Origin of the sequence: Nitrospirillum goiasense, assembly GCF_034427435.1 — a bacterium.
In the GTDB taxonomy this organism is placed as follows: Bacteria; Pseudomonadota; Alphaproteobacteria; order Azospirillales; family Azospirillaceae; genus Nitrospirillum.
Window position 1 is genome coordinate 1,509,970 of sequence record NZ_JAXQNP010000002.1, and the last position, 14,538, is coordinate 1,524,507.

A 14,538-nucleotide genomic window follows, 5' to 3' on the forward strand; every position below is an offset into this window, starting at 1 on the left:
GGGACCGCCGGCCCTTGAGCAGACCGGCGGTGACGCATCAGGGCGTTATACGGGCAGACGCGCCGTTTTCACAGATTCAGCGGAAGGGGTTCAGCCGCTTCATTTTGGCCGACAAGGCGTGGCGGAACTGCTCCCGCTTCACCACGCCATCGTCCTGCACCCAGTTCAGCTGGATGACCCGGCGGGGGCCGACGAAGCTGGTGTGCCCGTGCCAGGCGGTGGGGCCGTTGACGAAGGCCAGCAGGGTACCCTCGGCCGGTGGAATCTCGGCCACCGCGTTGTCCAGGCTCTCCGGCCCGCGCAGCAGGCGCAGGCGGCCATCGGCGGTTTCCCAGGCCGGGTTCATGTAGATCAGCACGGTGATGATCTTGCTCTTGCTGTCCACATGGATTTGGCCGTCCTGGGCCTTGGCCCGGCCGCGCACGGTCACCATCGTCGGGTGGCCGGTCAGGTCGATGCCGAATTTCTCCTCGAACGCCGCCTTCATGGCCGGCCCCTGGATTTCCTCCAGCAGGGCGGCGAAGGCGGGGCCGAAGCTCAGCTCCCGCGCGGGGAAGCTGCCCGGCTGTTCGATTTCCGGAAAGTCGCGGTGGATGGCCTCGCGCACCTCCGCCCGGACGAAGCCGGGGATGATGACATGGGCGAAGGGGTTGTGGTCCACCGGCTGGGCGCGGAACGCGTCCAGGTCGATGGCCCGGCCCGGATCGGTCGTCGGGTTGGCCGGGGCTGCGCCGAGCGGGGCGCCGAGGGTCGCGGACGAGGGGGAGGGGGTGCCGATCATGGTGCTGCTTCTTTTAGGCTGGCGCCCGGCGGGGCCGACAGGAGGACGGTACTTTAGAATCATTCTTGCTGAGAGTGGCTCGCAAATACCACACCCCAGATGGGGCGCCAGCGCATCGGCGTCAATGACCGCCCTTTAGTCATTGGCAAAGGCGGTCACGGGGCAAAGGCGGCCACGGTCAGTCGCATCCTAGCACAGGCGGCACCCGCGCGTCCCGTCGGGGCCCTAACGCCGGGCGGCCATGCGTCGCACTACCTCGGCCGCCACGCGCGGGGTGTCGTCCAGGGGGGCCGGCATCCAGTCCTCCACCACGCCGGTGAAGGGGCGGGTGACGCCGCGTTCCACCATCAGCGCGTGGAAGCGGTCGAACTTCGCCGACGTGCCCTCCAGCCCGATGACGTAGGTGGGCTTGCCGGTGCTGGCCGCCTCCGACACCATGGACACGCTGTCGCCGGTGCACAGCACGGCGTCAGCCAGGCCCAGATAGCCGAAATAGGGGTTGGGGCCGGTGCCATCCCAGATCACGGCCGCGTTCGGGGGCATGTCCGGGCCGGTCAGGCGATGGCGCAGCACGGCCTCGTTCTCCGCCCCCGTGCGGCGGGAGGGGGTGACCATCAGCCCCATCCCCCGGTGCGCCAGATCGGCCAGCCGCTCCGCCAATCGCGCGGTCACCGCCGGTGTCAGGTGATAGACGCCGTTGGAGCCGCCGACCAGCACGGCGATGCGCGGCCGGGGCAGGTGGTCCAGCTGGGGGGCGAACGTCGCGGCCTCCATCGCCAGGCGTGCCGCCGTCACGCGGTGCAGGGCGCCCAGGCTTTCCACTACGTTGGGCCCGACCTTGCGGTCATGCGCCGGCATGACCACCAGATCCAGCAGGCCGAAGGGCACGCCGGGGTTCTGGATATGGACGCAGAAGGTGTGGCCGCGGCTTTGCCGGCGGATCGCCAGGGCCGCCCCCACCGCCTGCCGGCCCGACGTGATCAGCAGGTCGGGCCAGGGCGGCGCCAGGGCATCGGAGTCGGGCGTCAAGCTGCCGTCCAGGCTCAGCGGCAGATAGGGGCTGAGCTGCCGCCAGGGTGTCTTCAGGTGGATGCGCTTGACCACCGGGGTGGCGCCCACCGCCTCCGCCAAGCCCAGGCACTGGTTTTCCATGCCGGCCTTGCCGTCGGATAAAACCCAGCAGGTGGGCGGGGTTGCGGGCGTCGGGGTGGGGTGGGCGGCCGATGCCGCCAGGGGGCTCTGGGCGTTCATGCCGGCACTGTAGCGCGCATCGCAAAAGGATGGGACCGTTTCGCGCGCAACAATCTTTCTTGCCTGGGGGCGCACGGCATTCTATGTAATATCCTTTCCATCCCACCCCTCCCCGGAGCACAAGACAACACCATGCGGCGGGTCAAACTCGACCGAATTGATCGGCGTATCCTGCGCGACTTGCAGGCGGACGGCCGAATGACGAACGTGGAACTTGCCCGGCGGGCCGGCATTTCTGCGCCCCCCTGCCTGCGGCGCGTCCGCGCGCTGGAAGAGGCTGGCTTCATCCGGGGCTACCACGCGGACATCAACCCCGAGGCCCTGGGCTTCGGCGTGACCGTGTTCGCCCAGGTTGGCCTGTCCTCCCAGGCCGAGGCGGATCTGAAGAAGTTCGAAGGCATGGTCAACAGCTGGCCCGAGGTTCGGGAATGCAGCATGCTGGCCGGCGAAACCGACTTTCTGCTGAAGATCGTCGCCGCCGACTGGGACAGCTACCAGCGCTTCCTGACCACGAAGCTGACCGCGGCCCCCAACGTCAGCCACGTGAAATCGGCCCTGGCCATCCGCCAGTCCAAATACACCCCCGGTGTTCCCATCGACGTGGATGTGGGCCCCGAGGTGCTGGAGGATGAGGACGAGGAAGCATAATCCCGTCCCGCGTACCGTCCCCGTGATCGCCATGAAGAAAGGCCCCCGCCGGTTGTCCGGCGGGGGCCTTTCTTTAAGTGCCGTGATGCCTATGCCGGGGTGGCATGCCCGCGTCAGCGGAAGGCGATCTCGACGATCTCATAGCTCTTGGAGCCGCCGGGCGTCGTCACTTCGACATTGTCGCCGACATGCTTGCCGATCAGCGCGCGCGCCAGCGGGCTGGTGATCGACAGGAAGCCGTTTTTGATGTCGCTCTCGTCCGCGCCGACGATCTGGTACGTGGACTCCTCATCGGTGTCCTCATCCGCAAGGCGGATGGTGGCACCGAACTTCACGGCGTTGCCGGTCAGCTTGCTGACGTCGATCACCTCGGCCCGGCTGATCTTGTCCTCAAGCTCCATGACACGCCCTTCGATGAAGCTCTGACGCTCTCGGGCGGCGTGGTATTCCGCGTTTTCCGACAGGTCGCCGTGCTCGCGCGCCTCGGCGATGGCCTTGATCACGGCTGGCCGCTCGATGACCTTCAGATGCTTCAGTTCTTCCTGGAGGCGGGTGTAACCCGCAAACGTCATCGGGATTTTTTCCATAGCCTTCGATATTCCGTTACTCAGAACCCAGGGGCGTTGCCCCTGGGGCGAGCCCCTGGGGGCCGCATCGCGACAACGAGAAACCCTCCCGAGGGTGATCTTGATCCCGGGATGGCGGCCGGTCGGCCGTCATCCCCAGGTCGATCGATCACCCGCAGGTTAGTAAGTCCCGCTCAGATAGGACTGAAGCGGCGCAACCTCAAGGCTGCCGGTACGCAGCGCCGAGATGGCGTCCACGGCGGCGCGGGCACCCGCGACCGTCGTGTAGTAGGGAATGTTATTGACGAGTGCGGTGCGGCGCAAGCTGAAGCTGTCGGAGACGGCTTGCGCGCCTTCGGTGGTGTTGAACACCAGCTGGACCTCACCATCGATCATGGCGTCGACGATGTGGGGCTGGCCCTCCAGCACCTTGTTGATCTGGCTGACCGCAATGCCGGCCGCCGACAGCACCTTGGCGGTGCCGCAGGTGGCGACGATCTTGAAGCCCATGTCTACCAGGCGGCGGGCCACCGGAACCAGGGCCGGCTTGTCTCGTTCGCGAACCGAAATGAACACCGTGCCGGTGGTCGGCAGGGTCACGCCGGCGCCCAGCTGGGCCTTGGCGAAGGCCATGGCGAAGTTGGGGTCCAGGCCCATGACCTCACCGGTGGAGCGCATCTCCGGCCCCAGCAGGATGTCGACGCCGGGGAAGCGGTTGAAGGGGAACACCGCTTCCTTCACCGCCGTGTGCGGCGGGAAGGCGCCGCCCAGCTTGAAGTCCGTCAGCTTTTCGCCGGCCATGACGCGGGCGGCGATCTTGGCGATGGCGGTGCCGGTGGCCTTGGCCACGAAGGGCACGGTGCGCGAGGCGCGCGGGTTCACTTCCAGGATATAGATGTCCTGGCCGGCCGGGCCGTCGCCGTCGGGGTTCGCCTTGATGGCGAACTGGATGTTCATCAGGCCGACGACGTTCAGGCCATGGGCCAGCGCCTCGGCCTGGCGGGACAGCTCGTCCACCACCGGCTTGGGCAGGGTGTAGGGCGGCAGGGCGCAGGCGCTGTCGCCGGAATGGATGCCGGCTTCCTCGATATGCTCCATCACGCCGGCGACGTAGACCTGGGTGCCGTCGCACACGGCGTCCACGTCCACCTCGATGGCGTCCTGCAGGTAGCTGTCGATCAGCACCGGGTTCTTGCCCGACACCTTCACGGCATTGCCCATGTAGCGCTTCAGGCCGGCCTGGTCATGGACGATCTCCATGGCGCGGCCGCCCAGCACGTAGGACGGACGGATGACGACGGGGAAGCCGATCTGGTCGGCCACCTTCTCCGCCTCTTCCAGCGAGCGGGCCAGGCCGTTGGCCGGCTGGCGCAGGTTCAGCTTGTGCAGCAACTGCTGGAAGCGCTCGCGGTCCTCGGCCAGGTCGATGGCGTCGGGGCTGGTGCCCAGGATGGGGATGCCGGCCTCTTCCAGGTCGCGCGCCAGCTTCAGCGGCGTCTGGCCGCCCAGCTGCACGATGACGCCCAGCACCTCGCCGTTGGACTGCTCCGTCCGCACCAGCTCGATCACGTCCTCGGCCGTCAGCGGCTCGAAGTACAGGCGGTCGGCGGTGTCGTAGTCGGTGGAGACCGTCTCGGGGTTGCAGTTGACCATGATGGTCTCATAGCCGGCCTCGCGCAGGGCGTAGACGGCATGGACGCAGCAATAGTCGAACTCGATGCCCTGGCCGATGCGGTTGGGACCGCCACCCAGGATGACCACCTTCTTCTTGTCCGTCGGTTCGGACTCGCAGTCGCCGGGCACGCTGCCGTCACCCTCGTACGTGGAGTACATGTAGGGCGTCTTGCTGGCGAACTCGGCGGCGCAGGTGTCGATGCGCTTGAACACCGGGCGGATGTTGAAGGCCCGGCGCGCGGCGGCCACGGCCGCCTCGGTGCTGCCGGTCAGGGTGGCCAGGCGGGCGTCGGAGAAGCCCTGGGCCTTCAGCGCGGCGAAATCGCGCTTGGTCAGGCCGTTCAAACCCTTGGCTTTCACGCCAGCCTCGGCCTTGATGACCTCCTGGATCTGGCGCAGGAACCACGGGTCCACACGGCAAGCGGCGTGGATTTCCTCCACCGTCAGGCCGTGGCGGAAGGCTTGGGCGATGACCAGGATGCGGTCGTGCGTGGGCTTGGACAGGGCCGCGCGGATCTTCAGCGGGTCGACCACGCCGGTGCCGCCGGTCAGGTCCACCTCATCGAAGCCGGTCAGGCCGGTTTCCATGGAGCGCAGGGCCTTCTGCACCGACTCGGCGAAGCTGCGGCCGATGGACATGGCCTCGCCCACCGACTTCATCGAGGTGGTCAGCAGGGCGTCGGCGCCGGGGAACTTCTCGAACGCGAAGCGCGGCATCTTGGTGACGACGTAGTCGATCGTCGGCTCGAAGCTGGCCGGCGTGGACCCGGTGATGTCGTTGTCCAGCTCGTCCAGGGTGTAGCCCACAGCCAGCTTGGCGGCGATCTTGGCGATGGGGAAGCCGGTGGCCTTGGACGCCAGGGCGGACGACCGGCTGACACGCGGGTTCATCTCGATGACGACGACGCGGCCGTTCTCCGGGTTCACGGCGAACTGGACGTTGGACCCGCCGGTGTCCACCCCGATCTCGCGCAGCACGGCGATCGAGGCGTTGCGCATCAGCTGGTATTCCTTGTCGGTCAGCGTCAGCGCGGGCGCCACGGTGACGCTGTCACCGGTGTGGATGCCCATGGGGTCGATGTTCTCGATGGAGCAGATGATGATGCAGTTGTCGCGGCAGTCGCGCACAACCTCCATCTCATACTCCTTCCAGCCCAGCACCGATTCCTCGACCAGCACTTCGCTGACCGGGCTGGCGCGCAGGCCGCCGCGGACGATCTCGATGTACTCCGCCTTGTTGTAGGCGATGCCGCCGCCGGTGCCGGCCAGGGTGAAGCTGGGGCGGATGATGGCGGGCAGGCCGACAAAGGCCAGGGCGTCGGCGGCCTCGGCCTCCGACTTCACCATGCGCGACTTGGGGCTTTCCAGGCCGATCTTGTCCATGGCGTCGCGGAACAGCAGTCGGTCTTCCGCCTTCTCGATCACGTCGGCCTTGGCGCCGATCAGCTTGACCCCCAGCCGATCCAGCGTGCCGTCATGGAACAGCTTCAGCGCCGTGTTCAGCGCCGTCTGGCCGCCCATGGTGGGCAGCAGGGCGTCGGGGCGCTCCTTCTCCAGGATCTTGGCGACGACGGCCGGGGTGATGGGCTCGACGTAGGTGGCGTCGGCCAGGCCGGGGTCGGTCATGATGGTGGCGGGGTTGGAGTTGACCAGGATGACCCGGTACCCCTCTTCCTTCAGCGCCTTGCACGCCTGCACACCGGAATAATCGAATTCGCAAGCCTGGCCGATGATGATCGGGCCGGCGCCGATGATGCAGATGGACTTGATGTCTGTGCGTTTAGGCATGAGGGTCAGCCGCCATTTTTTTGAATTCTACCGCCCGGTCCGTCCGGCATCCGCAAGGGACGCTCCAAACTCCGGCCACACAAAACAATCCCCGGCCTGGAGTGATGGCGCGGGGGATTGTTCGGCTGAGCCGCTTATATAAAGGGGCGCCGCCCCGGGGGAAGCGCTGCATATGGGGTGGGGGGGTGCGCCTATCGCAACCCCAAGGCCGAAACCAGGGCTTGATCCGCGTCGAACCAGGGGCTTAGGGGGCTTGCGGGGGGCCGCCGGGGGGCGGGCTCGCGCCGGCCGGGTCCTTGCCATAGCCGCCGCCGGGCCCGTAGTACCAGGGCAGCAGCACGTCCTGCCGCGCGGTGTAGACGGTGCAGCGCGCCGTGTCCTGCTTGTCGAAGAAATAGACCGTGCCGGCCTCGCGCTTGCGGTCGGGGTCCACCAGGTTGATGGCCCAGGTGCCATAGGCCACGCCCAGCGGCGTCTCCTTGGGCCCGAAGGCGCGGTACAGCATGTTGACGCGCTGGGTGAAGCGACCCCGGCGGCAGGCGTCCGACAGCTCCCGCGACACCGTCATCATGCGCCCCGCCGGGCCGGCGAAGGCATAGACGATGCGCGGTTGGGTATAGCGCGGTGGCAGGGGCAGGGCGACCGCCGGCGGCGGGCTGGGGTCGTAGGGGCCGGCACCCATGTGGCCCGGCTGCGGCTGGGCCAGCTTCATCGGGTCGTGCGACGGGGTGGGGTGGACCATCCATTGCGCCGGGCTGCCGGACACGGGCGTCGCCTGCGGCATCGTCTGCGCATGGGCCATCGCCGCGGCCAGAAAGGCCGCCGTCAGGGCTACCGGTAAAAGACGAGAATAGACGCGCATCACTTAAGACTATCACCGATCGACCTTCGGCGGGAGTCGGCGCGTCAAATGATGAAAACTGTATTAGATGGATTTATTTAAAATTTTATCAGACTGCGTCAATCAACGGGACCGCAGATAGCGCGTCAGGAACCCCGCGACCTTCAGGCGGCGGGCCTCATCCAGGTTGACGAAGTTGATCTTGGCGTCCTTGCCCACCACCGCCGCCACCTGGCCATCGCAGATGAAGGCGATGTTTTCCTTGCTGTCCTTGAACGCCACCTTCATGCGGAAAGTGGCGCCCTGGCCCAATCCGCCGGCGCCGGTGGCGGTAAAGCTGTTCGCCGCCATGTTGTTGATGGCATAGGTTTTCGAGTTGATGACGACGCTGGCGGCCAACGCCGGCACCTTCACCTTCTCAATCACGTCCTTTTTCAGGAAGTCGAACACGCCCATTATTGGCCTCATGCCGCTGTCAAACGAAATTTATAGCAGCGGTTCGGAATTTTTACGAGGGGGTCGGGCGGGCGCAAAAGGTGAGGGCCGGTGAAGCTGGCTTCACCGGCCCCGCAACCCTAAACCCGTCAGTATTTCGGCCAGTATTGCCGGCTTAACGGGCGGCGATGTTCTCGATGAACCGATCGAACAGGTAATGGCTGTCCTCCGGACCGGGGCTCGCCTCAGGGTGATACTGGACGGAGAACACCGGCTTGTCCTTCAGGCGGATGCCCTCGTTGCTGCCGTCGAACAGCGACACGTGGGTCACCTCCACCGTGTCCGGCAGGCTTTCCGGCAGCACGACGAAGCCGTGGTTCTGGCTGGTGATCTCCACCCGGCCGGTGGCCAGGTCCTTCACCGGGTGGTTGGCGCCGCGGTGGCCCTTGTCCATCTTCGTGGTCTGGCCGCCCAGCGCCAGGGCCAGAAGCTGGTGGCCCAGGCAGATGCCGAACAGGGGCAGGCCGCTGGCCACGATCTGCTGGATCATGGGCACGGCATAGGTGCCGGTGGCGGCCGGGTCGCCGGGGCCGTTGGACAGGAACACGCCGTCCGGCTTGTAGGCCAGGATCTCCTCCGCCGTGGCGGTGGCGGGCACCACCGTCACGCGGCAGCCGGCATTGGCCAGGCAGCGCAGGATGTTGCGCTTGGCGCCGAAATCGACGGCCACGACGTGGTGCTTGGGCTCGGTCTGGCGGCCGTAGCCGCCGGCGATGGTCCAGGCGCTCTCATCCCAGGTGAAGGTCTGGCCGCAGGTCACGTCCTTGGCCAGGTCCATGCCTTCCAGGCCCGGCCACGCCTGGGCTTGTGCCACCAGGGCGTCCAGGTCGAACTTGCCATCCGGCGCATGGGCGATGACGCCGTTGGGGGCGCCGCCGTCGCGGATGCGGCGGGTCAGGGCGCGGGTGTCCAGGCCGCCCAGGCCCACCAGGCCGTGGCTCTTCAGCCAGGCGTCCAGGCCGCGCGTGGCGCGCCAGTTGGACGGCTCGGTGATGTCGGCGCGCAGGATCAGGCCGCGGGCCGCCGGGGTCACCGTCTCGATGTCCTCGTCGTTGGTGCCGACATTGCCGATGTGCGGGAAGGTGAAGGTGATGATCTGGCCGGCGTAGGACGGATCGGTCAGGATTTCCTGGTAGCCGGTCATGGAGGTGTTGAAGCAGACCTCGCCCACCGACTGGCCGGCGGCGCCGATGCCCTTGCCCCAATGGACGCTGCCGTCCGCCAGGACCAGCACGCCGGTGGCGCCCTCAGGCTGCGGGGGTCGGGTGGGGGCGGCTGCGGTCATCTCGTCAATCCATTCGCTGCGGGGCGCATTCCGGACGGCGGTCGTGGCAACCGCCCTTGAACGTGCCCTCTCAATCTCTTCCGGCTCGACCTTGTGGGCGCGCGTCTAGGCGGGGCGGGAACCGCCCCCTGGAGCGCGGGCATGCCCCATGGGCCGCCCCAATATCGTCGGAAATTCTCTGTGACATAAAGAAGGCGGGCGGCCGGGTCAAGCGATGGCCCCCATGCTTGCGGCGCGGGGGCGCCTCCGTCATCTGGGCGCTGGCGCTCAAGGGATAGGGCGGTTAAGGTTCGTCCTTCCCCATTGATTGGCTTCCGTCCCGTGCGCGCCCCGAACCAGGGTCACCGGGTGGGATGCCGGTTGCCGTGATGCCTCTTGAGGAAGCCGACCCATGCTGCGCGAACGTTTCACCCAGGCCATGAAGGACGCCATGAAGGCGAAGGACGCGCAGACGCTGTCCGCCGTCCGGATGATCATGGCGGAACTGAAGAAGCGGGACATCGATGCGCGTCCCAAGGGCCAGATGGACGGCATCCCCGAGGCCGAGATCGGCAGCATGCTGCAGAGCATGGTGAAGCAGCGCCGTGAGTCGGTGGCCCTCTACCGCCAGGGCGGCCGCGAGGAACTGGCCGCGCAGGAGGAGGCGGAGATCGCCGTCATCATGTCCTTCCTGCCCAAGCAGCTGACGGAGGAGGAGACCAAGGCCGCCGTCGCCCAGGCCGTCGCCGATACGGGTGCCGCCAGCGTGAAGGACATGGGCAAGGTCATGGCCGTGTTGAAGGACAAGTACACCGGGCAGATGGACTTCTCCACCGTCGGCCCGCTGGTCAAGGCCGCCCTGAACGGCTGAGTCCCGGCCGGGGCCGGCGGCATGCGTCCGGCCCCTTCCGACTCCTTCTGCTGATCAACGCAACATTTCCGGACCCGTCCACGTCCCATGGCCCTGCCGCCCCAATTCCTGGAAGAGCTGCGGAACCGGCTGACCCTGTCGGACGTGGTCATGCGGCGCGTGCGCCTGCAGCGGGCGGGGCGGGAATTCCGCGCGCCCTGTCCCTTTCACAACGAAAAGACGCCCAGCTTCTACGTCAACGACCAGAAGGGCTTTTTCCACTGCTTTGGCTGCGGCGCCCATGGCGACGTCATCGGCTTCGTCATGCGCCACGACAATCTGTCGTTCATGGAGGCGGTGGAGGCGCTGGCGCCCGACGCCGGCCTGACCGTGCCCAAGGCCAGCCCGCAAGAGCGGGAGCGGTTCGAGCGCGAGAAATCGCTGTACGACCTGGTGGAGCGCGCCACCCGCTGGTTCGAGGGGCAGCTGCGCGCGCCCGTGGGACGCCATGGCCTGGCCTACCTGCGGGGCCGCGGCCTGGATGACGAGGCCATGGCCCGCTTCCGCCTGGGCTATGCCCCCAGCGACGGCGCCGGCCTGCGGGCGGAACTGGTCACCGCCGGCTATACCGAGGCCGACATGGTGGAGGCCGGGCTGTTCAAGCGGCCGGACGACGGCCGCGCGCCCTTTCCCTTCTTCCGCAACCGGGTGCTGTTCCCGGTCACCGACCGGCGCGGCCGGGTGGTGGCCTTCGGCGGCCGCATCCTGGAGGGGGAAGGCCCCAAGTACATCAATTCCGCCGAGAACCCCCTGTTCCACAAGGGCGACATCCTCTACGGCATGAGCCGGGCGCGCCAGGCGGCGGCGGACGGCAAGCCGGTGATCGTCACCGAAGGCTACATGGACGTCATCGCCAGCGTCATGGCGGGGTTCGAGGGCGCGGTGGCGCCGCTGGGCACGGCGCTGACCGAGACGCAGATCCAGGCCCTGTGGAAGCTGGCGCCCGAGGGGCAGCGCCTGCCCATCCTGTGCTTCGACGGCGACAACGCCGGCCGGCGCGCCGCCTTCCGCGCGGTGGAGCGCGTGCTGCCCCTGCTGATGCCCGACCATTCCGTGCGTGTCGCCTTCATGCCGGAGAAGGAGGATCCCGACAGCCTGATCCGCGCCGGCGGGGCCGCCGCCTTCCAGGCGGTGCTGGACCGGGCGCGGCCGCTGACGGACGTGCTGTGGGACATGGAGGCGGCGGAGCGCGACCTAACCCAGCCCGACGCCCAGGCCGGCATGCAGGCGGCCCTGGAGGCGCAGCTGGAGCGCATTCCCGACGCCCGGGTGCGCAACGCCTATCACCGCGCCTTCAAAGATCGCCTGTACCAGTTGGGCCGTCCCGCCCGCCCGGCGTTCCAGCCGGGGGCGGGGGAGGCTACACGCGCGGGCAGCGCCCCGGCGCCCCGCCCTTCCCGGTGGCGCGGCAGTGGGACAAACGCTTCCGCACGCGTGTCGAGATCGGGTCGGCGCGCTGGCGCGAGCGCCTGCTGCTGGCCGTGGTGCTGAACCATCCCGTGCTGTTCGAGACCCTGGGCGAGACGCTGGCCATGATCAGTTTCGCCACCGAGGGGCTGGAACGGCTGCGCCAGGCCCTGGTCGAATGCCTGTCCCACGATTCGGGACTTGACGCGGCGGGTTTGCGACGCCACTTGTCAGCGTGCGGCTTTGCCGATGAACTGGATGAAACGTTGGGGGCGGACCTGCCCTCTTACGCCCGTCCGGAGGCGACGCCCGAGTCCGCCCGGGCGGGCTGGCAGGAGGTTTGGCTCAATTCCCAGGAGCTGGTGTTCCAGACCGAGCTGCGCGAGGCGGAGCGGCGCCTGGCCGAGGATCCGAGCGAGGAGACCCTGGCCCGGCTGATGGCCCTGAAACGGGAAGAGTTGATACGCCGGGGCCATGCCCTGGATCCGGAGGGTGAGGGCGTCTGACGCCGCCACCCGACGATTGTTTGATGTTGGCGCTGGGGAGCGACGATTACGCGAAAAGGCGATGCGGGTCCGGCCTGGACGGACGGTTAGGGATGTCGAGGGGGTGGCGTAACCGGGGATTTTGTCCGGTGCGGCGCCTTTTTTCGTCCCAAGCCCTGTTTTTGGTGGGAACGCGCGCTTTCTTTGGGTATCGGGTGTCCGCGGCATTGGCAGTGCCGGTTTCGTCGCCTTGTCGCGGCGACCGGCGCCGACGGGTTCAGGCCCTGGTTTCGAGTAAGGGGCCTGGTTTCGAGTAAAGGGTATGGGCCGGCGCCCATGAAGGCCGGCTGTCAGGGTTGAACCGGCGTTCAGTTGGTTTGCATTTCAGTTAGTCGGGGACATTGAGCGAATGGCCACGAAAGCAGCGCAGAGTGCGGACGTTTCCGAGGCGCGTGAGGAACAGTTGGACGGCCCGCTGATGGACGGCATGGGCCTCGCCTTCAAGAAGATGATCCAGCGCGGCAAGGAGCGGGGGTTCGTCACCATTGACGAACTGAACGCCGCCGTGCCCCCCGACCAGTCCTCATCCGAGCAGATCGAGGACACGATGGCCATGCTCAATGAGATGGGCATCAACGTCATCGAATCGGAGGAGCAGGACTCCGAGGCCGGCGGCGAAAGCGGCGGCGATGGCGAAGGCCGCGTCTCCGGCAACCTGGACGATGACGACATCGGCCGCACCGACGACCCCGTGCGCATGTACCTGCGCGAGATGGGCTCGGTGGAGCTGCTGTCGCGCGAGGGCGAAATCGCCATCGCCAAGCGCATCGAGGCCGGTCGCGAGATGATGATCGGCGCGATCTGCGAATCGCCCCTGACCATCCGCGCCATCATCCAGTGGCATGAGGCCCTGAACGAAGGGAAGATGCTGCTGCGCGACATCATCGACCTGGACGCGACCTATGGCGTCGATCCGGAGTCCGGTGAGCTGACCGAGGCCGTGCTGGGTGCCGAAGAGGCCCCGCGCGAGGAAGGTGCCGCCGAGGGTGGTGAGGGCGCCGGCGAGGGCGAGGGTGGTGAGCGTCCCGAAGGCGCCGAGGGCGGTGAATCCGGCGAGGGCGGCGAGGAAGAGGGCGGCATTTCCCTGGCCGCCATGGAGGCCGAGCTGAAGCCCATGGTGCTGGAGACCTTCCAGACCATCGAGGACACCTACGAGAAGCTGCACAAGATGCAGGAGCTGCGGCTGGCGGCCATCCAGCGCGGCGAGGATCCGGGCAAGGCCCAGGACAAGAAGTACGACAAGCTGAAGGCCGAGCTGACCGAGCTGGTCAACTCCGTGCGGCTGAACAACAGCCGCATCGAGGCCCTGGTCGAGCAGCTCTACGGCATGAACCGCCGCCTGATGGGCTTCGAGGGCAAGCTGCTGCGCCTGGCGACCGACTGCAAGGTCAAGCGCGAGGACTTCCTGCACCACTACTACGGTTCCGAGCTGGACCCGAACTGGCTGGACCGGGTGAAGGGCAACTCCAAGGCTTGGGCCAAGTTCGCGGAGCGCAGCGCCACCGAGATCGTGAAGGTCCGCGAGGGCATCAACGAGATCGCGGAAGGCGTCCGCCTGCCCATTGGCGAGTTCCGCCGCATCGTCTCCACGGTGCAGAAGGGCGAGAAGGAAGCCAGCCGCGCCAAGAAGGAAATGGTGGAGGCCAACCTGCGCCTCGTCATCTCCATTGCCAAGAAGTACACCAACCGCGGCCTGCAGTTCCTGGACCTCATCCAGGAAGGCAACATCGGCCTGATGAAGGCGGTTGATAAGTTCGAATACCGCCGCGGCTACAAGTTCTCGACCTACGCGACCTGGTGGATTCGCCAGGCCATCACCCGGTCCATCGCCGACCAGGCCCGCACCATCCGCATTCCCGTGCACATGATCGAGACGATCAACAAGCTGGTGCGCACCTCGCGCCAGATGCTGCACGAGATCGGCCGCGAGCCGACGCCGGAGGAATTGGCCGAACGGCTGATGATGCCGCTGGAGAAGGTCCGCAAGGTCCTGAAGATCGCCAAGGAGCCGATCAGCCTCGAGACGCCGATCGGCGACGAGGAAGACAGCCACTTGGGCGATTTCATCGAGGACAAGAACGCCGTCCTGCCGCTGGACGCCGCCATCCAGGCGAACCTGCGCGAGACGACCACCCGCGTCCTGGCCTCGCTGACCCCGCGTGAGGAGCGTGTGCTGCGCATGCGCTTCGGCATCGGCATGAACACCGACCACACCCTGGAAGAGGTGGGCCAGCAGTTCAGCGTGACCCGCGAGCGTATCCGCCAGATCGAGGCGAAGGCGCTGCGCAAGCTGAAGCACCCGTCCCGCTCGCGCAAGCTGCGCAGCTTCCTGGACACCTGATCCCCATCGGGGTTGGGCGCGTAAACG

At 67.3% G+C, this 14,538-nt stretch carries 12 protein-coding genes; 5 read left to right on the forward strand and 7 right to left on the reverse strand.

Annotation, left to right across the window (positions count from 1 at the left end; translation table 11 throughout):
- Window positions 1–76: 76 nt before the first annotated feature.
- Window positions 77–781, reverse strand: coding sequence for a 2OG-Fe(II) oxygenase (locus ULB03_RS09485; RefSeq protein WP_322482916.1), 705 nt, complete (start codon window positions 779–781; stop codon window positions 77–79).
- 225 nt (window positions 782–1,006) lie between these two features.
- The gene (locus ULB03_RS09490) at window positions 1,007–2,032 is read right to left on the reverse strand and encodes a mitochondrial fission ELM1 family protein (RefSeq protein WP_322482917.1); all 1,026 of its coding nucleotides are present in this window, start codon (window positions 2,030–2,032) and stop codon (window positions 1,007–1,009) included.
- Window positions 2,033–2,164: 132 nt separating this feature from the next.
- Between ULB03_RS09490 and ULB03_RS09495 the strand changes: the two genes are divergently transcribed.
- Complete coding sequence (locus ULB03_RS09495; RefSeq protein WP_322482918.1) at window positions 2,165–2,680, forward strand: Lrp/AsnC family transcriptional regulator; 516 nt, start codon at window positions 2,165–2,167, stop codon at window positions 2,678–2,680.
- Between the two features lie 113 nt (window positions 2,681–2,793).
- Here ULB03_RS09495 and greA read toward each other — a convergent pair whose 3' ends face one another.
- The 5 genes from greA to carA all read right to left on the reverse strand — a co-directional run bounded on the left by greA (window position 2,794) and on the right by carA (window position 9,329).
- The gene (gene greA / locus ULB03_RS09500; RefSeq protein WP_145617113.1) at window positions 2,794–3,267 is read right to left on the reverse strand and encodes a transcription elongation factor GreA; all 474 of its coding nucleotides are present in this window, start codon (window positions 3,265–3,267) and stop codon (window positions 2,794–2,796) included.
- A 159-nt stretch (window positions 3,268–3,426) separates the two neighbouring features.
- Window positions 3,427–6,708 carry a carbamoyl-phosphate synthase large subunit gene (gene carB / locus ULB03_RS09505; protein ID WP_322482919.1) on the reverse strand — a complete coding sequence of 1,094 codons (3,282 nt, stop codon included), beginning with the start codon at window positions 6,706–6,708 and terminating at the stop codon, window positions 3,427–3,429.
- A gap of 244 nt (window positions 6,709–6,952) precedes the next feature.
- Window positions 6,953–7,510 (reverse strand): hypothetical protein, encoded by a 558-nt coding sequence (locus ULB03_RS09510; RefSeq protein WP_322482920.1) that lies wholly within the window; start codon window positions 7,508–7,510, stop codon window positions 6,953–6,955.
- Window positions 7,511–7,672: 162 nt separating this feature from the next.
- The gene (locus ULB03_RS09515; protein WP_322482921.1) at window positions 7,673–8,005 is read right to left on the reverse strand and encodes a hypothetical protein; all 333 of its coding nucleotides are present in this window, start codon (window positions 8,003–8,005) and stop codon (window positions 7,673–7,675) included.
- A 154-nt stretch (window positions 8,006–8,159) separates the two neighbouring features.
- A complete protein-coding gene (gene carA, locus ULB03_RS09520) occupies window positions 8,160–9,329 on the reverse strand; it encodes a glutamine-hydrolyzing carbamoyl-phosphate synthase small subunit (protein ID WP_322482922.1) in 1,170 nt (389 codons plus the stop codon).
- 391 nt (window positions 9,330–9,720) lie between these two features.
- Here carA and ULB03_RS09525 point away from each other — a divergent pair, with 391 nt between their 5' ends.
- From ULB03_RS09525 to rpoD, 4 genes are all read left to right on the forward strand, one after another.
- Window positions 9,721–10,179, forward strand: a complete 459-nt coding sequence (locus ULB03_RS09525; protein ID WP_322482923.1) for a GatB/YqeY domain-containing protein — start codon at window positions 9,721–9,723, stop codon at window positions 10,177–10,179.
- Window positions 10,180–10,266: 87 nt separating this feature from the next.
- A complete protein-coding gene (gene dnaG, locus ULB03_RS09530) occupies window positions 10,267–11,709 on the forward strand; it encodes a DNA primase (RefSeq protein WP_322482924.1) in 1,443 nt (480 codons plus the stop codon).
- Window positions 11,619–12,131 (forward strand): hypothetical protein, encoded by a 513-nt coding sequence (locus tag ULB03_RS09535; RefSeq protein WP_322482925.1) that lies wholly within the window; start codon window positions 11,619–11,621, stop codon window positions 12,129–12,131. The genes dnaG and ULB03_RS09535 overlap by 91 nt, the downstream gene beginning before the upstream one ends.
- 388 nt (window positions 12,132–12,519) lie before the next feature.
- Window positions 12,520–14,511 carry an RNA polymerase sigma factor RpoD gene (gene rpoD, locus ULB03_RS09540; protein ID WP_322482926.1) on the forward strand — a complete coding sequence of 664 codons (1,992 nt, stop codon included), beginning with the start codon at window positions 12,520–12,522 and terminating at the stop codon, window positions 14,509–14,511.
- Window positions 14,512–14,538 lie beyond the last annotated feature (27 nt).

What these genes read in the sequence shown, in the direction of transcription:
- ULB03_RS09515 (WP_322482921.1), bottom strand. Translation starts at nt 8,005, where the DNA reads ATGGGCGTGTTCGACTTCCTGAAAAAGGACGTGATTGAGAAGGTGAAG.
- carA (WP_322482922.1), bottom strand. Translation starts at nt 9,329, where the DNA reads ATGACCGCAGCCGCCCCCACCCGACCCCCGCAGCCTGAGGGCGCCACC.
- dnaG (WP_322482924.1), top strand. Translation starts at nt 10,267, where the DNA reads ATGGCCCTGCCGCCCCAATTCCTGGAAGAGCTGCGGAACCGGCTGACC.
- rpoD (WP_322482926.1), top strand. Translation starts at nt 12,520, where the DNA reads ATGGCCACGAAAGCAGCGCAGAGTGCGGACGTTTCCGAGGCGCGTGAG.
- ULB03_RS09495 (WP_322482918.1), top strand. Translation starts at nt 2,165, where the DNA reads ATGCGGCGGGTCAAACTCGACCGAATTGATCGGCGTATCCTGCGCGAC.
- carB (WP_322482919.1), bottom strand. Translation starts at nt 6,708, where the DNA reads ATGCCTAAACGCACAGACATCAAGTCCATCTGCATCATCGGCGCCGGC.
- ULB03_RS09510 (WP_322482920.1), bottom strand. Translation starts at nt 7,510, where the DNA reads ATGGCCCATGCGCAGACGATGCCGCAGGCGACGCCCGTGTCCGGCAGC.
- ULB03_RS09525 (WP_322482923.1), top strand. Translation starts at nt 9,721, where the DNA reads ATGCTGCGCGAACGTTTCACCCAGGCCATGAAGGACGCCATGAAGGCG.
- greA (WP_145617113.1), bottom strand. Translation starts at nt 3,267, where the DNA reads ATGGAAAAAATCCCGATGACGTTTGCGGGTTACACCCGCCTCCAGGAA.
- ULB03_RS09485 (WP_322482916.1), bottom strand. Translation starts at nt 781, where the DNA reads ATGATCGGCACCCCCTCCCCCTCGTCCGCGACCCTCGGCGCCCCGCTC.
- ULB03_RS09490 (WP_322482917.1), bottom strand. Translation starts at nt 2,032, where the DNA reads ATGAACGCCCAGAGCCCCCTGGCGGCATCGGCCGCCCACCCCACCCCG.